The following is a 16,850-nucleotide window of genomic DNA, read 5'->3' as shown; positions in this document are numbered from 1 at the left end:
ACGCTATTGCGCATTGCGTGGTAGCTTCTCTGGCACACAACTGGAGGACGCGGTGGAGATCAGTCAGCTGCTCAAGGGGGTACTTGATCTCGCTGTACTCGCGGTACTGAGCGAGGAGGACGGCTACGGCTACGACGTCCTCCGCCGCCTGCGGCAGGCGGGGCTCGACGAGGTGGGCGACGCCTCGGTGTACGGCACGTTGCGCAGGCTGTACAAGGCCGGGCTGCTCACGTCGTACGTCGTCGCCAGCGAAGAGGGACCGCACCGCAAGTACTACAGCGTGAACGAGCAGGGCCGCGCCCGCCTCGCCGAGTCGGCGACGACGTGGCGGACCTTCGCGAGCACGATGAACAGCCTGTTGGGAGATCCACGATGAGCACACAGACCCCGCCCGCCGTTCGCGCCTACCTGTCGCGCGTGCGGACGGCGCTGGCCGACCTGCCCACCGCGGAGGTCGACGAGATCGTCGAGGACGTCCGCCCGCACCTGCTGGAGATCGCGGAGGGCCTAGGGGAGGCGGCCACCGTCGAGTCGATGACCGAGCAGCTCGGCACCCCGGAGAGCTACGCCGCCGAGGTGCGGGCGACCGGCGACTACCCTCCCGCGCCGACCGAGGACACGGCGACCACCGAGGACACCGGGCCTGCGACGGCACCCGCGCGGCTGGCGGTGTGGTCGCTCGTGCTCGGCGCGTTCGCCCTCGGACTGGTCGGATTCGCGCTGGGTTCCGACCTCGACGACGGTGTGCTCTTCGGGCTGCTCGTGATCGTGCCGGTGATCGGTGCGGGGGCCTGGTTCGTCTGGGCGCAGGGCACCAGCCCGGTCGCGCAGCTGCCGGAGATCAAGGCGCTGCGCGACACGCTCCGGACCAAGGCGGGCCCGGCGCTTCGCCAGCTGCGGCTGATGGCTCCCGCGTGGTGGGTGCTGTGCGCGGTGGTTCTGGCGCTCGTCGCGCTGCTGCTGGTGGTCAAGAGCAGGCACGCGATCATCGGGCTGCCGCTGTTCGTCGCGATGGCCGCGCTCGCGCTGTGGGCAGGGCCGAGGACCGAGTCCGATCGCAGGCTGCTGTGGGCGAGCGTGCCGGTCTCGGTGTTCGTGCTCGCCGTCGGCGCGGGGCTCGTCACCTACCTCGCGGGCAGCATCGACCGGCCGTCTGACGACTATCCCTACAACTACACCGCCAACACGTCCTACGACGGCGAGCCCGCGCTGAACTACGGGGACGAGGAGCTGGACAACCTCTACGTCTTCGACGCCGAGGGCAAGCCGCTCACCGACGTCTACCTCTACACCGCCGACGGCAGGCCGCTGACGGTGCCGCGCTACGGCTGCGAGGAGTCGACTGAGACGAGGGTCACCACGGGCAGGGACAACAAGTTCCCGCGCCCGCGGATCCAGCAGGGCGGCTACGACGACCAGGGCAACTACAACGGGTACAACGCCTACCGCCCCGACTGCGCCGAGAGCGACAAGGTGCCCTTCACGGCGGCGATCCCCGACTAGGAGCGCGGAGCCCCGAACGCGGTGAAGGGCACCTTTACTGCATTCAACGCAGTAAAGGTGCCCTTCACCTCAGTAGGCGTCAGAAGTTGTAGGAGCGCATCGCCAGTTTGGCGAGGAGCTCGCGGCCGTTCTCGGCGTTGCGGGGCTGGCAGAGCACGTCGTAGCGACGGGCGACCAGCTGGCTGTGCGACACGAAGTCGCGACGGCCCTTGGTGGCGGCGTAGCCCAGCGCGGCGAAGATCAGGCCGAACCCGATACCGGCGACCAGGCCGATGATGATCGGCAGCAGCCCGGCGCCCGGCGTGAACATGCTCAGCAGCAGACCGACGAACAGGCCGAACCACGCACCGGACATCGCGCCGCTGCCGAGGACCTTGCCCCAGGTCAGCCGCGCGGAGACGCGCTCGACGAGCATCGGCTCCACGCCGACGATCGTGACGTCCTGCACGGGGAAGTCGCTGTCCGCGAGGTGGTCGACCGCCTTCTGCGCCTGCTCGTACGTGTCGTACGAACCGATCGGCCAGCCGGAGGGCGGCGTCGGCAGCTGTGGCGCTCGCTGCGCCGCACCGAACGCGGACTGGGAGAACGCTGTGGTCATTGTGTGCTCACCTCGGGGGCGATACCGGTTGTTGTCCTTACACCGATGTCAACGTCGGATCGGCGCCGATCAGTGCCCGCCCTGACGAATTCACAGAGTGCTCTCAGCCACGTGCCTGCTCAGCGGGCCGCTCGGGGAGCCCATCGGCAGCCACTGTCCGAAGTAGCGCACGGAGAACAGCTCGTCGAGCACCATGTACGCCGCGCCGACGAGCCCGCCCTCCTCGCCGAGCCGGGCGCGCTCGATGCGCAGCTCCCGCGTGGACAGTGGCAGTGACCGGCGGTAGATCGTCTCCCTGATGGTGGCGAGGAACAGGTCACCGGCGCCGGCCAGCTTGCCGCCGAGCAGGATCATCGAGGGGTTGTAGAAGTTCACCATCGTGGCGAGCATCGCGCCGATGCGCCTGCCCGCGTCCACGAGGAGCCGCACGGCGTGGTGGTCGCCCGCTCGCGCGGCGGCGGTGACGTCTCCGCCCGTGACGGTGCCGTGCGCGTCGAGCGCCGCGGCCAGGATGGCGCTCGTGCCGGAGCGGGCCAGCGCCTCACCGTCCCTGGCGAGCGCGGCTCCGCCCGCGACGGCCTCGAGGCAGCCGGTCTTGCCGCAGCGGCACACCACCAAGCTGTCGTCGGAGACGGCGGCGTGGCCGATGTCGCCCGCGCAGCCCTGCGCACCCCGGTGCAGCCTGCCGGCGTTGCTGATGCCCGCGCCGATACCGGTGCCGATCTTGATGTAGAGCAGGTCACCGGAGGCGGGCAGACCGGGCGTGCGCAGCTCGCCGAGGCAGAGCAGGTTCACCTCGTTGTCGACCCACACGGGGGCGTCGTAGCGCTTGGAGAGCCGATCGCGCACGGGGTGGTTGTTCCAGCCGGGCATGATCGGTGGCTCCGACGGCCTCGCCGTGGCGAACTCGACGGGTCCCGGCAGGCCGAGGCCGACGCCCCAGACGTCCCCGTCGGTGGCCCCGAGCTCGGCGAGCAGCTGGTCGAGGGTGTCCTCAACCTCGGTGAGCACGGGGTCGGGGCCCTGCGCGATGTCGCAGTCGCGGTGCCGCATGGCGAGCACGGTGCCCATCAGATCGGTGACGCCCGCGGTGAAGCTGGTGGCGCCGAGCTCGGCCGTGAGGATCCGGCCCGCGTCTCTGCGGAAACGCAGCGTTCTGGCCTGTCTGCCGCCGGTGGACGGGTTGAGATCGCCCTCCTCGAGCAGCCCTGCCTCGAGCAGGGTCGTGGTGCGCTGCGTGATCGCTGTACGGCCGAGCCCGGTGCGTTCGCTCAGGGCGGGGCGGGTGTCCGCCTGCCCTGTGCGCACCAGATCCAGGAGCCGCGTATAGCTCTCCAGCAGCTCGGCGCTCGGCTCCTCCACCGTGGGACCCCCTTATGTGTGGTGTCCTCCATCATATCTCGGAAAGTGCAAAACTTCTGTACGTTACATGCAATAGAGGGAAGATCGAAAGCGTAAGGACGTCGTGTCCAGCGCTGACCCCTCGCCCTTCCGTCGCACTCGGTGTGGCCGGTCTCACCGGCCGTCAAAGCCGCGTCAACAGTCCTCAGGGCCGCGTCAAGGACCTATCAGGCGGGCCCCGATCCACCTCGCCGCGGCCGCAGGCTGACCTCGAACGGGTTCACCACCACTGGTGACCCCCGAAGAGAGGTGCATGGTGGCCGATGTGCTGTTCGCCGTCCTGTTGATCGGCGGATTCCTCGTGCTCGCGTTCGCGGTGCGCGGACTGGAGAAACTGTGAGCGCCGCTGGCGTGGTCGCCAACGTCGTCGGCGGGCTGCTCGCGCTGGGACTGCTGGCCTACCTGGTCGTCGCACTGGTCAGGCCGGAGAAGTTCCAGTGAGCGACCTCGCGGCCGGCCTGGTGCAGGCGGCGATCCTGCTCGCCGCGCTCGCGCTCGTGTACCGGCCGTTCGGCGACTATCTCGCGCGCGTGTTCACCAGTGAGCGGGACTGGAAGATCGAGCGGGGGCTGTACCGGCTCTTTCGCGTGAACCCCGAGTCCGAGCAGCGCTGGAGCACCTACGCGGTGTCGATCCTGGCGTTCTCGTTCGTCTCGATCGTGCTGCTGTACCTGTTGCAGCGCCTGCAGTCGGTGCTGCCGTGGAACTTCGGCCGCGGGGCCATCGAACCCGGCATGGCCTTCAACACCGCGATCAGCTTCGTCACCAACACCAACTGGCAGTCCTACTCCGGAGAGGTGGCGATGGGCCACTTCGTGCAGATGGCGGGACTGACGGTGCAGAACTTCCTCTCCGCGGCGGTCGGCCTCGCCGTGGCGGTGGTGCTGGTCCGCGGATTCGTGCGCCGCAGGACCGACCGGCTCGGCAACTTCTGGGTGGACCTCACCAGGGGCACGATCCGCGTGCTGCTGCCCATCTCCGTGGTCGCCGCACTGGTGCTGGTGGCGTTCGGCGTGGTGCAGAGCCTGCGCTCGGGCGTCACCGTGGCCAACCCGGACGGCACGAGCAGCACGATCCCGCTGGCTCCCGCCGCCAGCCAGGAGGCCATCAAACAGCTCGGCACCAACGGCGGCGGGATCTTCAACGCCAACTCGGCGCACCCGTTCGAGAACCCGAACTCGTGGACCAACCTCATCGAGATCTTCCTGCTGCTGGTGATCCCGGTGTCGATGACGCGGGCGTTCGGCACGATGGTCGGCAACCGCAAGCAGGGCTACACGCTGCTGTCGGTGATGGCCGCGCTGTGGGGCGCGATGCTCGCGGTGGCCTGGTGGGCCGAGACGCACCCCAACGGGCCCGCCGCGCTGCTCGCGGGCGCGAGCCTGGAGGGCAAGGAACAGCGCTTCGGCATCGGCCAGTCGGTGCTGTTCGCGACGAGCACCACGGGCACCTCGACCGGTGCCGTGAACTCCATGCACGACAGCTACAGCGGCCTCGGCGGCGGGGTTCCGCTGCTGAACATGCTCCTCGGCGAGGTGACGCCTGGCGGGGTCGGTGCCGGGCTCTACGGCATCCTCGTGCTCGCGATCATCGCGATGTTCCTCGCCGGGCTCATGGTCGGCAGAACGCCGGAGTACCTGGGCAAGAAGCTCGGCCGCCGCGAGGTCACGTGTGCCGCCATCGCGATGCTCGCGATGCCCACCGTGGTGCTGCTCGGCACCGGCGCCGCGCTGCTCGTCCCCGGCGAGGTCGCCTCGGCACTGAGCAACACCGGGCCGCACGGACTGTCCGAGGTGCTCTACGCCTACGCCTCGGCGGGCAACAACAACGGCAGCGCCTTCGCCGGGCTCACGGTGACCAGCGACTGGTTCCAGTCGTCACTGGGCATCGCCATGCTGCTCGGCAGATTCATCCCCATCATCGCCGTGCTCTGCCTGGCCGGTTCCCTTGCCGCCCAGCGCAAGGTGCCCGAGACGGCGGGCACGCTGCCCACCGCGAGCCCGCTGTTCGGCGCGCTGCTCGCGGGAACCGTCGTCCTCGTGGCCGCACTCACCTTCATCCCGGCGCTCGCGCTCGGGCCCATCGCGGAGGCACTCGCATGACCGTCACCACGCCGCAACGTCCCCCCGAGGAGGCGAGCGCCCACCACGCCGAGAACGCGGGCCGGGTCGGCGCGGGCGTGTTCAACCCTCGCCAGCTGCTCACGTCGTTGCCCGACGCACTGCGCAAGCTCGACCCGAGGCACCAGCTCAAGAACCCCGTCATGTTCGTGGTCTGGGTCGGCTCGGTGCTGGTCACCGTGTTCGCGATCGCCGAGCCAGGGGTGTTCTCGATCCTCATCGCCGCCTGGCTGTGGTTCACCGTGCTGTTCGCCAACCTCGCCGAAGCGGTCGCCGAGGGCAGGGGCAAGGCGCAGGCGGAGTCGTTGCGGCGCACCAAGAAGGAGACGGTCGCGCGCAGACTGCTCGACGACGACGGCGGCGAGGAGGAGGTGCCCGGCGTGCGGCTGCGCGTCGGCGACCGCGTGGTGGTGGAGGCCGGGCAGACCATCCCCGGTGACGGCGACGTCGTCGAGGGCATCGCGACCGTGGACGAGTCCGCCATCACCGGTGAGTCCGCGCCCGTCGTCCGCGAGTCGGGCGGCGACCGCAGCGCCGTCACCGGCGGCACGACGGTGCTCTCCGACCGCGTCGTCGTGCGCATCACCAGCAAGCCGGGCGAGTCCTTCGTGGACCGCATGATCGCGCTCGTGGAGGGCGCCACCCGGCAGAAGACGCCCAACGAGATCGCGCTGACGATCCTGCTCTCCACGCTCACGATCATCTTCCTGCTGGCCGTGGTGGCGCTGCAGCCGATGGCGCGCTACTCCGGCAGCACGCAGTCGGTGGTGGTGCTCACCGCGCTGCTCGTGTGCCTGATCCCGACCACGATCGGCGCACTGCTCTCGGCCATCGGCATCGCGGGCATGGACCGGCTCGTGCAGCGCAACGTCCTCGCCACGTCGGGCCGCGCGGTGGAGGCCGCCGGCGACGTGTCGACCCTGCTGCTCGACAAGACCGGCACCATCACCTTCGGCAACCGCAGGGCCACCGGGCTGATCGCCGCATCGGAGTCCACACCGGACCGGCTCGCCGAGGCGGCGCGCCTGGCCAGTCTCGCCGACGGCACGCCGGAGGGCCGCAGCATCGTCGAGCTGATCGAGGCCGAGCATCCCGGCGCCGGTGGCGAGCCGGGCGGCGAGTTCGTGCCCTTCACAGCGCAGACACGCATGAGCGGGCTCGATGTCGACGGCAGGCAGGTGCGCAAGGGGGCCACCGACGCGGTGCGCGGGTGGGTCGCCGAGCACGGTGGCCTGCTGCCGGAGGAGGTCACGCGGATCGCCGAGGAGGTCAGCGAGCAGGGCGGCACCCCGCTCGTGGTCGCCGAGCTGCGCGACGGCACGGCGCTCGTGCACGGTGTGGTCCGGCTGTCCGATGTGGTCAAGCCGGGGATGCGGGAACGCTTCCTGCGCCTGCGCGACATGGGCATCCGCACGGTGATGATCACCGGCGACAACCCGCTGACCGCCAAGGCGATCGCCGCCGACGCCGGGGTCGACGACTACCTCGCCGAGGCCAAGCCCGAGGACAAGATGGCCCTCATCCGCGAGGAACAGGAGGGCGGCAGGCTCGTCGCGATGACCGGTGACGGCACCAACGACGCGCCCGCGCTCGCCGCCTCCGACGTCGGCGTGGCCATGAACACCGGCACGTCGGCCGCGAAGGAGGCCGGCAACATGGTCGACCTCGACTCCGACCCGACCAAGCTCATCGAGGTCGTCGAGATCGGCAAGCAGCTGCTCATCACCCGCGGCGCGCTGACGACGTTCAGCATCGCCAACGACCTCGCCAAGTACTTCGCGATCCTGCCCGCGATGTTCCTGGCGATCTATCCCCAGCTCGGCGCGCTCAACATCATGCACCTCGCCACCCCGGAGTCGGCGATCCTCTCCGCGGTGATCTTCAACGCGCTGGTGATCGTGGCGCTGATCCCGTTGGCACTGCGCGGTGTCCGTTACACCCCGTCGACCGCGTCCGCGCTGCTGCGGCGCAACCTGCTGGTCTACGGCCTCGGTGGCATCGTCACCCCGTTCGCGGGGATCTGGCTCATCGACCAGCTGGTCCGGCTCATTCCAGGAATCGGGTGAATCCGTGATGCTGAAGTCTCTCGCGAAACAGTCCGGCGCCGCGCTGCGCGTGCTGCTGGTGTTCACGGTGCTGCTCGGGGTGGCCTATCCACTGGGAGTCTGGGCGTTCTCCCGGGTCCCGGGCCTCGAGCACCAGGCCGAGGGCTCGCTGATCGAACGCCACGACACCGTGGTGGGCTCGTCGCTGATCGGGATCAACCCGACCTTCGACGGCCCGCCCACGCGCGACCCGTGGTTCCACACGCGCCCCTCGGCCAGCGCGGACACGCCGCTCGGCCAGGGTGATCCCGCGACCTCCGGCGGCTCCAACCTCTCCGCCTTCAACCCGGAGCAGGTGACGCTGGTGCGTGAGCGCAGGCAGCTCATCGCGGAACGGGAGGGTGTGGCGCCCTCCACCGTGCCGGCCGACGCGGTGACGGCGTCGGGCTCCGGCGTCGATCCCGACATCAGCCCGGCCTACGCGCGGCTGCAGACTGACCGCGTCGCGCGCAACAACGGGCTCGGTGACGCGCAGGTGCGGGCGCTCGTCGCGAAATACACCAGCGGGGACGGAATCGGCGTGCCATCGGTGAACGTGCTGGAACTCAACCTCGCCGTGCGCGCCACGGCGGCCGGCTAGGAGCACACTGGTCACGTGAGCGTGGAGCAGGACAACGGACGCCCGCGCCGGGGGGAGTTGCGCATCTACCTCGGCGCGGCTCCCGGCGTCGGCAAGACCTACGCGATGCTCGGCGAGGCCCACCGCAGGCTCGGCAGAGGCACCGACGTCGTCGTGGGTGTCGTCGAGGCGCACGGCAGGCAGCGGACGGCGGAGCTGCTCGGCGGGCTCGAGCAGCTGCCGAGGCGGACGGTGGAGTACCGGGGCACCGCGCTCGCCGAGCTGGACACCGACGCGGTGCTGTCGCGCAAGCCCGAGGTGGCCGTGGTGGACGAGCTCGCGCACACCAACGCGCCCGGCTCGCGCAACGCGAAACGCTGGCAGGACGTCGAGGAGCTGCTCGAGGCGGGCATCACCGTGCTCACCACCGTGAACGTGCAGCACCTCGAGAGCCTCAACGACGTCGTCGAGCGCATCACCGGGGTGCAGCAGCAGGAGACCGTGCCCGACGAGGTGGTGCGCAGGGCCGAGCAGGTGGAGCTCGTCGACATCACGCCGGAGGCACTGCGCCGCAGGCTCGCGCACGGCAACGTGTACCCGGCCGAGCGGATCGACGCCGCGCTGGGCAACTACTTCCGGCTCGGCAACCTCACCGCGCTGCGCGAGCTGGCGCTGCTGTGGGTGGCCGACCAGGTGGACGTCGCGTTGCAGCGCTACCGCGCCGAGCAGCAGATCACCGAGACCTGGGAGGCGCGCGAACGCGTCGTCGTCGCGATCACCGGCGGCCCCGAGAGCGAGACGCTCATCCGCCGCGCCCGCCGCATCGCCACCAGGGCGGGCGCGGAGCTGCTCGTGCTGCACGTGCTGCGCGGCGACGGGCTCACCGGGCTCGGTCCCGCGTCGGTGGGCACGTTCCGCACGGTGGCCGAGGACGTGGGCGCCACCTTCCACAACGTGGTCGGCGACGACGTGCCCACGGCGCTGCTCGACTTCGCGCGCGGCGTCAACGCCACCCAGCTCGTGCTCGGTACGTCCCGGCGCTCGCGCGTGGCGCGCCTGTTCGACGAGGGCATCGGCGCCGCCGTGGTGCAGAAGTCCGGCGCCATCGACGTGCACATGGTGACCCACGCCGAGGCGGGCGGGCGGTTGCGCGCGAAGTTCGGGCACAGCGCGCTCGACCGTTCGCGCGTGCTCACCGGCTGGGCGCTCGCCGCCGGGCTTCCCCTGCTGGCGACCGGGATCGGGCTGTTGCTGCGCGAGCAGCTGGACTTCTCCACCGACGTCGTCACGTTCTTCCTGGCGATCGTGGTGGTGGCGCTGGTCGGCGGGCTCGGCCCCGCGCTGGCGGCGGCGCTGGTCTCGGCTGGACTGCTGAACTTCTTCTTCACCTCGCCCTACTACACGCTCGGGGTGTCGTCGCCGCGGATCATCGTGACGCTCGCGGTGATGCTCGTGGTCGCCGTGCTCGTGGCGCTCGTGGTCGGGTCCGCCGCCCGGAGAGCGAGCCTCGCCGCGCGCGCCCGCACGGAGGCCTCGCTGCTCGGCTCCTACGCGCGCACGGTGCTGACCAACCCACAGCCGCTGGAGCGGCTGCTGGAGAAGGTGCGGGAGAACTTCGGCCAGGTGTCGGTGGGCATCGTCGAGCGCACCGACGGTCAGTGGCGGCGCATCGCGCAGTCCGGACCCGAGCAGTGCCCGGAGCCGGATGACGCCGACGTCGACATCCCCGTGACCGCCGACGTGCACCTGACGTTGCGCGGGCGGTCGCTGCCCGCCGCCGACCGCGGCGTGCTGGAGGCCGCCGCGGGCCAGGCGCTGCTGGCGTTGCGGCAGCAGCGGATGGCGGCCGCTGCCGCCGAGGCCGAGCACAAGGCCCGCGCGACCGAGCTGCGCACGGCGCTGCTCTCGGCCGTCGGCCACGACCTGCGCACCCCGCTGACGTCGATCAAGGCGTCGGTCGGCAGCCTGCGCGCGCCCGACCTGAGCCTGTCCGATGAGGACACCGCGGAGCTGCTGGAGACCATCGAGGTCTCCACCGACCGCCTGACCGGGCTCGTGGGTAACCTGCTCGACTCGTCCCGGCTGGCCACCGGCGCCGTGCGCCCGCAGCTGCAGCCGGTCGGCTACGACGAGGTGGTGGCACTAGCACTGTCCAACCTGGACGGTTCGGCGCCCGTGTCGGTCGACGTGTGCGAGGACCTGCCGTGGGTGCTCGCCGATCCCGGACTGCTGGAGCGCGTGGTGGCCAACGTGGTGGACAACGCGCTGCGGCACGGCGGCGGCGAGTCGGTCGCCGTGCGGGCCAGCGCGCACGCCGAGCACGTGGAGCTGCGGATAGTGGACCACGGGCCGGGGCTGCCGAAGGGCTCGGCCGAGTCCGCGTTCGTGCCGTTCCAGCGCTTGTCGAAGGCCGACGGTGGCGGAAGGTACGCGGGCGACCGGGACGCGACGTCCGGGGTCGGCCTCGGGCTGTCCGTCGCGAAAGGATTCACCGAGGCGATGGGCGGCACGATCCGCGCCGAGGACACGCCGGGCGGAGGCCTGACCGTCGTGCTGTCGCTGCCCGCCTTCCACGGACTGGAGGATCATGCCTGACCCGGAGCCGAGCACGGTGCTCGTCGTCGACGACGACCCGCAGATCGCGAGGGCGCTGCGGATCAACCTCTCCGCACGTGGCTACCACGTGGTGACCGCACACGACGGCACGGCGGCGCTCAAGGCCGTGGCCGAGATCCGCCCGGACGTCGTGGTGCTCGACCTCGGCCTGCCGGACATCGATGGCGTCGACGTGATCGGCGGCCTGCGCGGCTGGACCCAGGTGCCGATCATCGTGCTCTCCGCACGCGGCGACTCCACCGACAAGGTGCACGCGCTCGACGCGGGCGCCGACGACTACGTCACCAAGCCGTTCGGCATGGACGAGCTGCTCGCCCGGCTGCGGGCGGCGGTGCGGCGCTCGGGGGTCTCGGCGGCCGAGGCCGAGGCGGTGGTGGAGACGCGGACGTTCACGATCGACCTCGCCGCCAAGCGGGTGCGCCGCGACGGAGCCGAGGTGCACCTGACCAAGACCGAATGGCGGCTGATGGAGATCCTCGTTCGCAACCAGGGCCGGCTCGTCACGCAGAAACAGCTGCTGCACGAGGTGTGGGGCCCGACCTACGACTCGGAGTCGCACTACCTGCGCGTGTACGTCGCGCAGCTGCGCCGCAAGCTCGAACCCGAGCCCTCCCGGCCGCGCCACCTGCTGACCGAGCCGGGAATGGGCTACCGCTTCGAGTGCTGAGGCCTACCGGCCGGGCTGCGCGGTGACGCTGCCGGCGCCACCGTCGCTGCTGGTGGGGTTGCTCGTCGGATTGTCGCCCGACGGGCTCGGTTCCGTGTCACTGGGCTCGCCCGGTGTGCTCGACTCCGGCGGGTCCGGGTCCGTCGGGTCCGGCGACGGGTCTGTGGGATCCGGCGACGGATCGGTCGGGTCCGTGGGATCCGGCCCCGGGTCGGACGTCGTCGGGTCGCTGGACGGCGGCAGGTCGCTGCCGCCATCGGGCGGCGGGGTGCCCGGCCGGGAGTTCGACGAGGAGTCCCTCGTCGGCGTGATGACGGTGGTCGTCGTGGTCCCGTCGGGCAGCACGCGCACGACCGTGGTCGGGGACGTCGTCGCGGGAGGCAGCGTGCCGGTGACGGCGACGCCGTCCACCATCACCTGGGTCTGGCCGGGGACGGCCTGGCCGGGAACGAGGTCGGGGCCGCCGTTGCCGCCGGAGCTGCCGTTGTCGGTGCTCTCGGACGCGGTCCTGTCGACGGTGCTCGAGCCGGAAGCGCCGCCCGCGACCTGCGCGACGGCGCCGAACGCGGTGGCCAGGGCGAGTCCGCTGGCCGCGAGCGCGATGTAGCCCGTGCGCTGCAGCTTGCCGGTGGACTCGCGGGGTGGAGCGACTTCGGCGCGCGGCCGTGACCCTGGGGACGGGGTCATTCACGACTCCTTCGGAGTTGCTGGTTGTTCACCAACTGGCTTACCCGGCGGGCACAGTACCACCGGCGGGTGACACCGGGCGAACGCCTCCGTGGCATGGGTTAACGCAGTGCGACCACCCGGTGTGCGGCACGATGGATCCGTGGCTGAGGAACAGGACACGGCCCGGCTCACCGCATGGGTCCACGGTCTGGTGCAGGGCGTTGGTTTCCGCTGGTGGACGCGGAGCCGGGCGCTCGAGCTCGGGCTCGTCGGCACCGCGACCAACCTCAGGGACGGCAGGGTCGAGGTCGTCGCGGAGGGTGCCAAGGACAACTGTGAGCGGCTCTTGACCGCCCTGCGGTCCGATCGGTCACCCGGTCGAGTGGATCACGTCGCCGAGCGCTGGTCTGATCCTCGCGGCGGTCTGCGCGGCTTCGTCGAACGCTGAGCGCGGCGCGTGAGCCCGTTGTGACCGGTGGTGCTCGTGTGGCTCTGCCACGGCACGACCCCGGGCGAGTCCGGCCCCACGTCCCACGGCCTCACCAGAGCCCCGGGTAGCATCGTCCGACTGAAGAGGGAGTACCGCCGGCAGGGGAAGGTCGACACCGCGTGCACCTGAAAAGCTTGACGCTCAAAGGCTTCAAGTCGTTCGCGTCGGCGACCACACTGCGCTTCGAGCCCGGCATCACGTGCGTGGTCGGCCCCAACGGCTCCGGCAAGTCGAACGTCCTCGACGCGCTGCGCTGGGTGATGGGCACGCAGGGGGCCAAGGACCTGCGCGGCGGCAAGATGGAGGACGTCATCTTCGCCGGCACCGCGGGCCGCGCCCCGCTCGGCCGCGCCGAGGTGACGCTCACGATCGACAACACCGACGGCGCGCTGCCCATCGAGTACACCGAGGTCTCGATCACCCGCCGCATGTTCCGCGACGGCGCCAGCGAGTACGAGATCAACGGCAAGGGCTGCCGCCTGCTCGACGTGCAGGAGCTGCTGTCCGACTCCGGTATCGGCCGCGAGATGCATGTCATCGTCGGTCAGGGCCAGCTCGCCGAGATCCTGCAGGCCAAGCCGGAGGAACGCCGGGCGTTCATCGAAGAGGCCGCGGGCGTGCTCAAACACCGCAAGCGCAAGGAGAAGGCGCTTCGCAAGCTCACGGCGATGCAGGCCAACCTCGACCGCCTCAACGACCTCACCACCGAGCTGCGCCGCCAGCTCAAGCCGCTGGGCAAGCAGGCCGAGATCGCTCGCCGCGCCCAGGTGGTCCAGTCCGAGCTGCGGGACGCGCGCCTGCGCCTGCACGCCGACGATCTGGTGACCCAGCGCGCCGACATCGCCAGGGACGAGGCCGACGAGAGCGCCGCCCGCGCGCGCCGCGCCGAGGTGGAGCAGACCCTGGAGGCGGCCACCACGGAGGAGGTCGAGCTCGAGAGCTCCCTCGCCGAGGACGCGCCGCGCCTGGCCGCGGCGCAGGACACCTGGTACAAGCTGTCGTCGCTGGCGGAGCGGCTGCGGGGCACCGTGCGGCTCGCCGTCGAGCGGCAGCGGCACCTCTCGGCCGAGGTCGAGACCGGCGGCACCGGCCGTGACCCGGAGGAGCTGCTCGCGGAGGCCGAGCGCGCCGCCGAGCGGGAAGAGGAACTCAACGAGGCCGTCGTCGAGGCCAGGGCCATGCTCTCCGACGCCGTCGAGCGCCGCGAGCACCTCGAACGCGCCGTGCAGGCCGCCGAACGCGCGCACATGGCCGCCGTCCGCGCCATCGCCGACCGGCGCGAGGGCATCGCGAAGCTCACCGGCCAGGTCGAGGCGCTGCGCAGCAAGAGCGGGGCCACGGCGGAGGAGATCGAGCGCCTCACCGCAGGCATCGAGGAGGCCGCGGCTCGCGCCGAGGAGGCCGCCGAGAACCTGGAGCAGGCCCGCGCCGAGGGCGGCGTGGAGGAGTCCGACGACGAGGGACTACGGGAGCGCCACGACCGGGCCGTCGCGGCCAACGACGCCGCCAAGGCCCGTGTCGAGGAGCTCGTCAAGGCCGAGCGCACCACCGAGCGTGACATCGCCTCCGAGAAGGCCAGGGTCGACGCGCTGTCGATGGGCCTCAAGCGCAAGGACGGCGCGGGCGCGCTGCTCGGCGCGGCCGACGAGTTGCCCGGTCTGCTCGGCTCCGTCGCCGCGCTGCTGACGGTCGACGCGGGCTTCGAGGTCGCACTGGCCGCCGCGCTCGGTCCCGTCGCCGACGCCGTCGCCGTGTCGGCGGGCCAGGACGCGCTCGCGGCGCTGAAGTACTTGAAGGACAACGAATCCGGCCGTGCCGGCCTGCTGCTCGGCGGTGCCGGGGCCACTGTGGACACTGCGGGCTGGCCCGCGCTGCCCGGCGGTGCGAGGTGGGCGCGCGAGGTCGTGAAGTCGCCGGAGCCGCTGCGGCCCGCCGTCGAGCGGGCGCTGGAGCGCGTCGCCGTCGTCGCCGGGCTCGCTGAGGCCCGCGAGTTCGTGGCCGCCCACCCCGACGTCACCGCTGTGACCACCGACGGTGATGTCTTCGGCAGCCACTGGGCCGCGGGCGGCTCGGCCCGCGACGAGAGCGTCATCGAGGTGCAGGCCGCCGTCGACGAGGCACAGGACCGGCTCGCCGCCGCCGAGCGTGCGCTGCAGCGCACCGGCGCCGAGCTGGAGGGCGCCCGCGCCGACCAGCAGGACCGGCGCACCGAGGTCGCGCAGGCCAAGGAGGCGCTCAACGAGTCCAAGGTCCGGCAGGCCCGCTCGTCCGAGCGGCTGAGCAGCCTCGAACGCGCTTCCCGCTCCGCGTCGTCCGAGGTCGACCGGCTCCGGAACCAGCGCGCCAAGGTCGAGCAGAACCGCGAGGAGGTCCTCGCCAAGCTCAGCGAGTTCGAGGAGCGGCTCTCCGCGGTCGCCGACCAGCCCGTCGACGAGGACCCCGACACCAGCGAGCGCGACGAGGCCGCCGACTCGCTGACCGAGGTGCGCCAGGAAGAGGTCGACGCGCGGCTGTCACTGCGCACCGCCGAGGAGCGGGCCCGCGGCATCGCGGGCAAGGCCGACTCGCTGCGCCGCGCCGCCGAAGCCGAGCGCCAGGCGCGCGAGCGCGCCGAGAAGGCCAGGGTCGCGCGGGCGCGCGGCGCCGAGATCGCGGCCGCCGTCGTCAACGGCGGCGAGCTCGCGCTGGAGCGCATCGAGACCTCACTGCTGCGCGCCGCCGAGGAACGCGACGCCGCGCAGGCGCGCAGGGAACACCGCGAGACCGCGCTCGCGCAGGTGCGCAGCCGGGTCAGGGAGCTCACCGGCGAACTGGAGAAGCTCACCGACGCCGTGCACCGGGACGAGGTGCTGCGTGCCGAACAGCGCCTGCGCCTCGAACAGCTCGAAGCCAAGATCACCGAGGAGTTCGGGATCGGCCTCGAGGACCTGGTCGCCGAGTACGGCCCCGACGTGCCCGTGCCGCCAGGCGCGGGGGAGATGGCCGAGTACGAGGCCGCGAAGGAACAGGGCGAGACGGTGATGGCGCCGCAGCCCATCCCGTACGACCGCGACACCCAGACGCGGCGGGCCAAGCGCGCGGAGAAGGACCTCACCCTGCTGGGCAAGGTCAACCCGCTGGCGCTGGAGGAGTTCGCCGCGCTGGAGGAGCGCTACAAGTTCCTCTCCACGCAGCTCGAGGACCTCAAGGCCACCCGCAAGGACCTGCTCACGGTGATCAAGGAGGTGGACGACAAGATCCTCGAGGTCTTCGAGTCCGCCTACCACGACGTGGCGCGGGAGTTCGAGATCGTGTTCTCCGTGCTGTTCCCCGGCGGCGACGGCCGGATGGTGCTCACCGAGCCCGGCGACATGCTCGCCACCGGCGTCGACGTCGAGGCGCGCCCGCCCGGCAAGAAGGTCAAGCGGCTGTCGCTGCTCTCGGGTGGGGAGAAGTCGCTGGTCGCGGTAGCCATGCTCGTCGCGATCTTCCGCGCGAGGCCGTCGCCGTTCTACGTGATGGACGAGGTCGAGGCCGCGCTGGACGACACCAACATGCGCCGGCTGATCGGCCTGCTGGAGCAGCTGCGGGCCAACTCGCAGCTGATCATCATCACGCACCAGAAGCCGACGATGGAGATCGCCGACGCGCTCTACGGCGTGAGCATGCAGGGCGACGGCATCACCAAGGTCATCTCGCAACGCATGCGAGCGGAACCGATCGAACAAGAAGCCGAAGCCCCGACCCCGGAGCCGACCCCCGAGCCGTCCCCGGCGTAACAAGCTGCGAGTCCCCCGCTCCAGCGCGCGAGTCCCCCGTTACGGCTCGCGAGTTCCCCGTCAGGGCGCGCGAGTTCCCCGCTCCTGACGGCCACCCGACCTTGTCGGCGCGCTCTGTGGGGAACGGACGAGGGGCTTTCGTTGCCGTTGTGCGGGGCACTCGCCTCGCCGTTGTCTCGAGCGGGGAACTCGCATGCCCGGGCGGGGGACTCGCGTGCCCGGGCGGGGGACTCGCGTGCCCGGGCGGGGGACTCGCGTGCTCGAGTGGGGGACTCGCGTGCCCGGGCGGGGGACTCGCGTGCCCGGGCGGGGGACTCGCGTGCCCGGGCGGGGGACTCGCGTGCTCGAGTGGGGGACTCGCGTG

At 71.4% G+C, this 16,850-nt stretch carries 13 protein-coding genes; 10 read left to right on the top strand and 3 right to left on the bottom strand.

Translation table 11 applies throughout. From position 1 onward, the window contains the following. Positions 1-52 precede the first annotated feature (52 nt). Together JHE00_RS21100 and JHE00_RS21095 are read left to right on the top strand one after the other, a co-directional pair. Positions 53-376: a PadR family transcriptional regulator gene (locus JHE00_RS21100; protein ID WP_200320762.1), complete on the top strand. Its 324-nt coding sequence runs from the start codon at positions 53-55 to the stop codon at positions 374-376. Next, positions 373-1,503: an HAAS signaling domain-containing protein gene (locus JHE00_RS21095; protein ID WP_200320760.1), complete on the top strand. Its 1,131-nt coding sequence runs from the start codon at positions 373-375 to the stop codon at positions 1,501-1,503. The genes JHE00_RS21100 and JHE00_RS21095 overlap by 4 nt, the downstream gene beginning before the upstream one ends. 79 nt (positions 1,504-1,582) lie before the next feature. Here JHE00_RS21095 and JHE00_RS21090 read toward each other — a convergent pair whose 3' ends face one another. Further along, the gene (locus JHE00_RS21090) at positions 1,583-2,101 is read right to left on the bottom strand and encodes a YflT domain-containing protein (protein ID WP_200320758.1); all 519 of its coding nucleotides are present in this window, start codon (positions 2,099-2,101) and stop codon (positions 1,583-1,585) included. Positions 2,102-2,191: 90 nt separating this feature from the next. Next, positions 2,192-3,463: an ROK family protein gene (locus JHE00_RS21085; RefSeq protein ID WP_200320756.1), complete on the bottom strand. Its 1,272-nt coding sequence runs from the start codon at positions 3,461-3,463 to the stop codon at positions 2,192-2,194. Positions 3,464-3,838: 375 nt separating this feature from the next. Here JHE00_RS21085 and kdpF point away from each other — a divergent pair, with 375 nt between their 5' ends. Genes kdpF through JHE00_RS21055 form a run of 6 tightly spaced genes read left to right on the top strand, consistent with a single transcriptional unit; the run spans position 3,839 to position 11,569 of the window. Beyond that, on the top strand, positions 3,839-3,943 hold the full coding sequence (gene kdpF / locus JHE00_RS21080) for a K(+)-transporting ATPase subunit F (RefSeq protein WP_200320753.1): 105 nt from the start codon (positions 3,839-3,841) through the stop codon (positions 3,941-3,943). Beyond that, entirely contained in the window at positions 3,940-5,604 is a 1,665-nt protein-coding gene (gene kdpA, locus JHE00_RS21075) for a potassium-transporting ATPase subunit KdpA (RefSeq protein WP_200320751.1), read from the top strand. The genes kdpF and kdpA overlap by 4 nt, the downstream gene beginning before the upstream one ends. Then, a complete protein-coding gene (gene kdpB, locus JHE00_RS21070) occupies positions 5,601-7,688 on the top strand; it encodes a potassium-transporting ATPase subunit KdpB (RefSeq protein WP_200320748.1) in 2,088 nt (695 codons plus the stop codon). Before kdpA ends, kdpB begins: the two co-directional genes overlap by 4 nt. A gap of 7 nt (positions 7,689-7,695) precedes the next feature. Continuing rightward, positions 7,696-8,307, top strand: coding sequence for a potassium-transporting ATPase subunit C (locus JHE00_RS21065; RefSeq protein ID WP_200321267.1), 612 nt, complete (start codon positions 7,696-7,698; stop codon positions 8,305-8,307). Between the two features lie 21 nt (positions 8,308-8,328). Then, on the top strand, positions 8,329-10,881 hold the full coding sequence (locus tag JHE00_RS21060; RefSeq protein WP_200321265.1) for a sensor histidine kinase: 2,553 nt from the start codon (positions 8,329-8,331) through the stop codon (positions 10,879-10,881). Next, entirely contained in the window at positions 10,874-11,569 is a 696-nt protein-coding gene (locus tag JHE00_RS21055) for a response regulator (protein ID WP_200320746.1), read from the top strand. The genes JHE00_RS21060 and JHE00_RS21055 overlap by 8 nt, the downstream gene beginning before the upstream one ends. 3 nt (positions 11,570-11,572) lie before the next feature. On the opposite strand, the gene JHE00_RS21050 is transcribed toward JHE00_RS21055, so the two are convergent. Then, complete coding sequence (locus JHE00_RS21050) at positions 11,573-12,256, bottom strand: hypothetical protein (protein WP_200320744.1); 684 nt, start codon at positions 12,254-12,256, stop codon at positions 11,573-11,575. Positions 12,257-12,398: 142 nt separating this feature from the next. On the opposite strand from JHE00_RS21050, the gene JHE00_RS21045 reads away from it, so the two are divergent. Both JHE00_RS21045 and smc read left to right on the top strand, forming a co-directional pair. Then, a complete protein-coding gene (locus JHE00_RS21045) occupies positions 12,399-12,686 on the top strand; it encodes an acylphosphatase (protein ID WP_200320742.1) in 288 nt (95 codons plus the stop codon). A gap of 161 nt (positions 12,687-12,847) precedes the next feature. Continuing rightward, positions 12,848-16,486, top strand: coding sequence for a chromosome segregation protein SMC (smc, locus tag JHE00_RS21040; RefSeq protein ID WP_200320739.1), 3,639 nt, complete (start codon positions 12,848-12,850; stop codon positions 16,484-16,486). Positions 16,487-16,850: the final 364 nt, after the last annotated feature.

The sequence above is a fragment of the Prauserella cavernicola genome (assembly GCF_016595675.1).
Taxonomy (GTDB): domain Bacteria; phylum Actinomycetota; class Actinomycetes; order Mycobacteriales; family Pseudonocardiaceae; genus Prauserella_A; species Prauserella_A cavernicola.
This window is presented reverse-complemented; position numbering and strand designations above follow the sequence as displayed.

Coding starts and splice junctions, on each gene's coding strand:
- JHE00_RS21065 (WP_200321267.1), top strand. CDS start 7,696: ATGCTGAAGTCTCTCGCGAAACAGTCCGGCGCCGCGCTGCGCGTGCTG.
- JHE00_RS21090 (WP_200320758.1), bottom strand. CDS start 2,101: ATGACCACAGCGTTCTCCCAGTCCGCGTTCGGTGCGGCGCAGCGAGCG.
- JHE00_RS21050 (WP_200320744.1), bottom strand. CDS start 12,256: ATGACCCCGTCCCCAGGGTCACGGCCGCGCGCCGAAGTCGCTCCACCC.
- JHE00_RS21095 (WP_200320760.1), top strand. CDS start 373: ATGAGCACACAGACCCCGCCCGCCGTTCGCGCCTACCTGTCGCGCGTG.
- kdpB (WP_200320748.1), top strand. CDS start 5,601: ATGACCGTCACCACGCCGCAACGTCCCCCCGAGGAGGCGAGCGCCCAC.
- JHE00_RS21055 (WP_200320746.1), top strand. CDS start 10,874: ATGCCTGACCCGGAGCCGAGCACGGTGCTCGTCGTCGACGACGACCCG.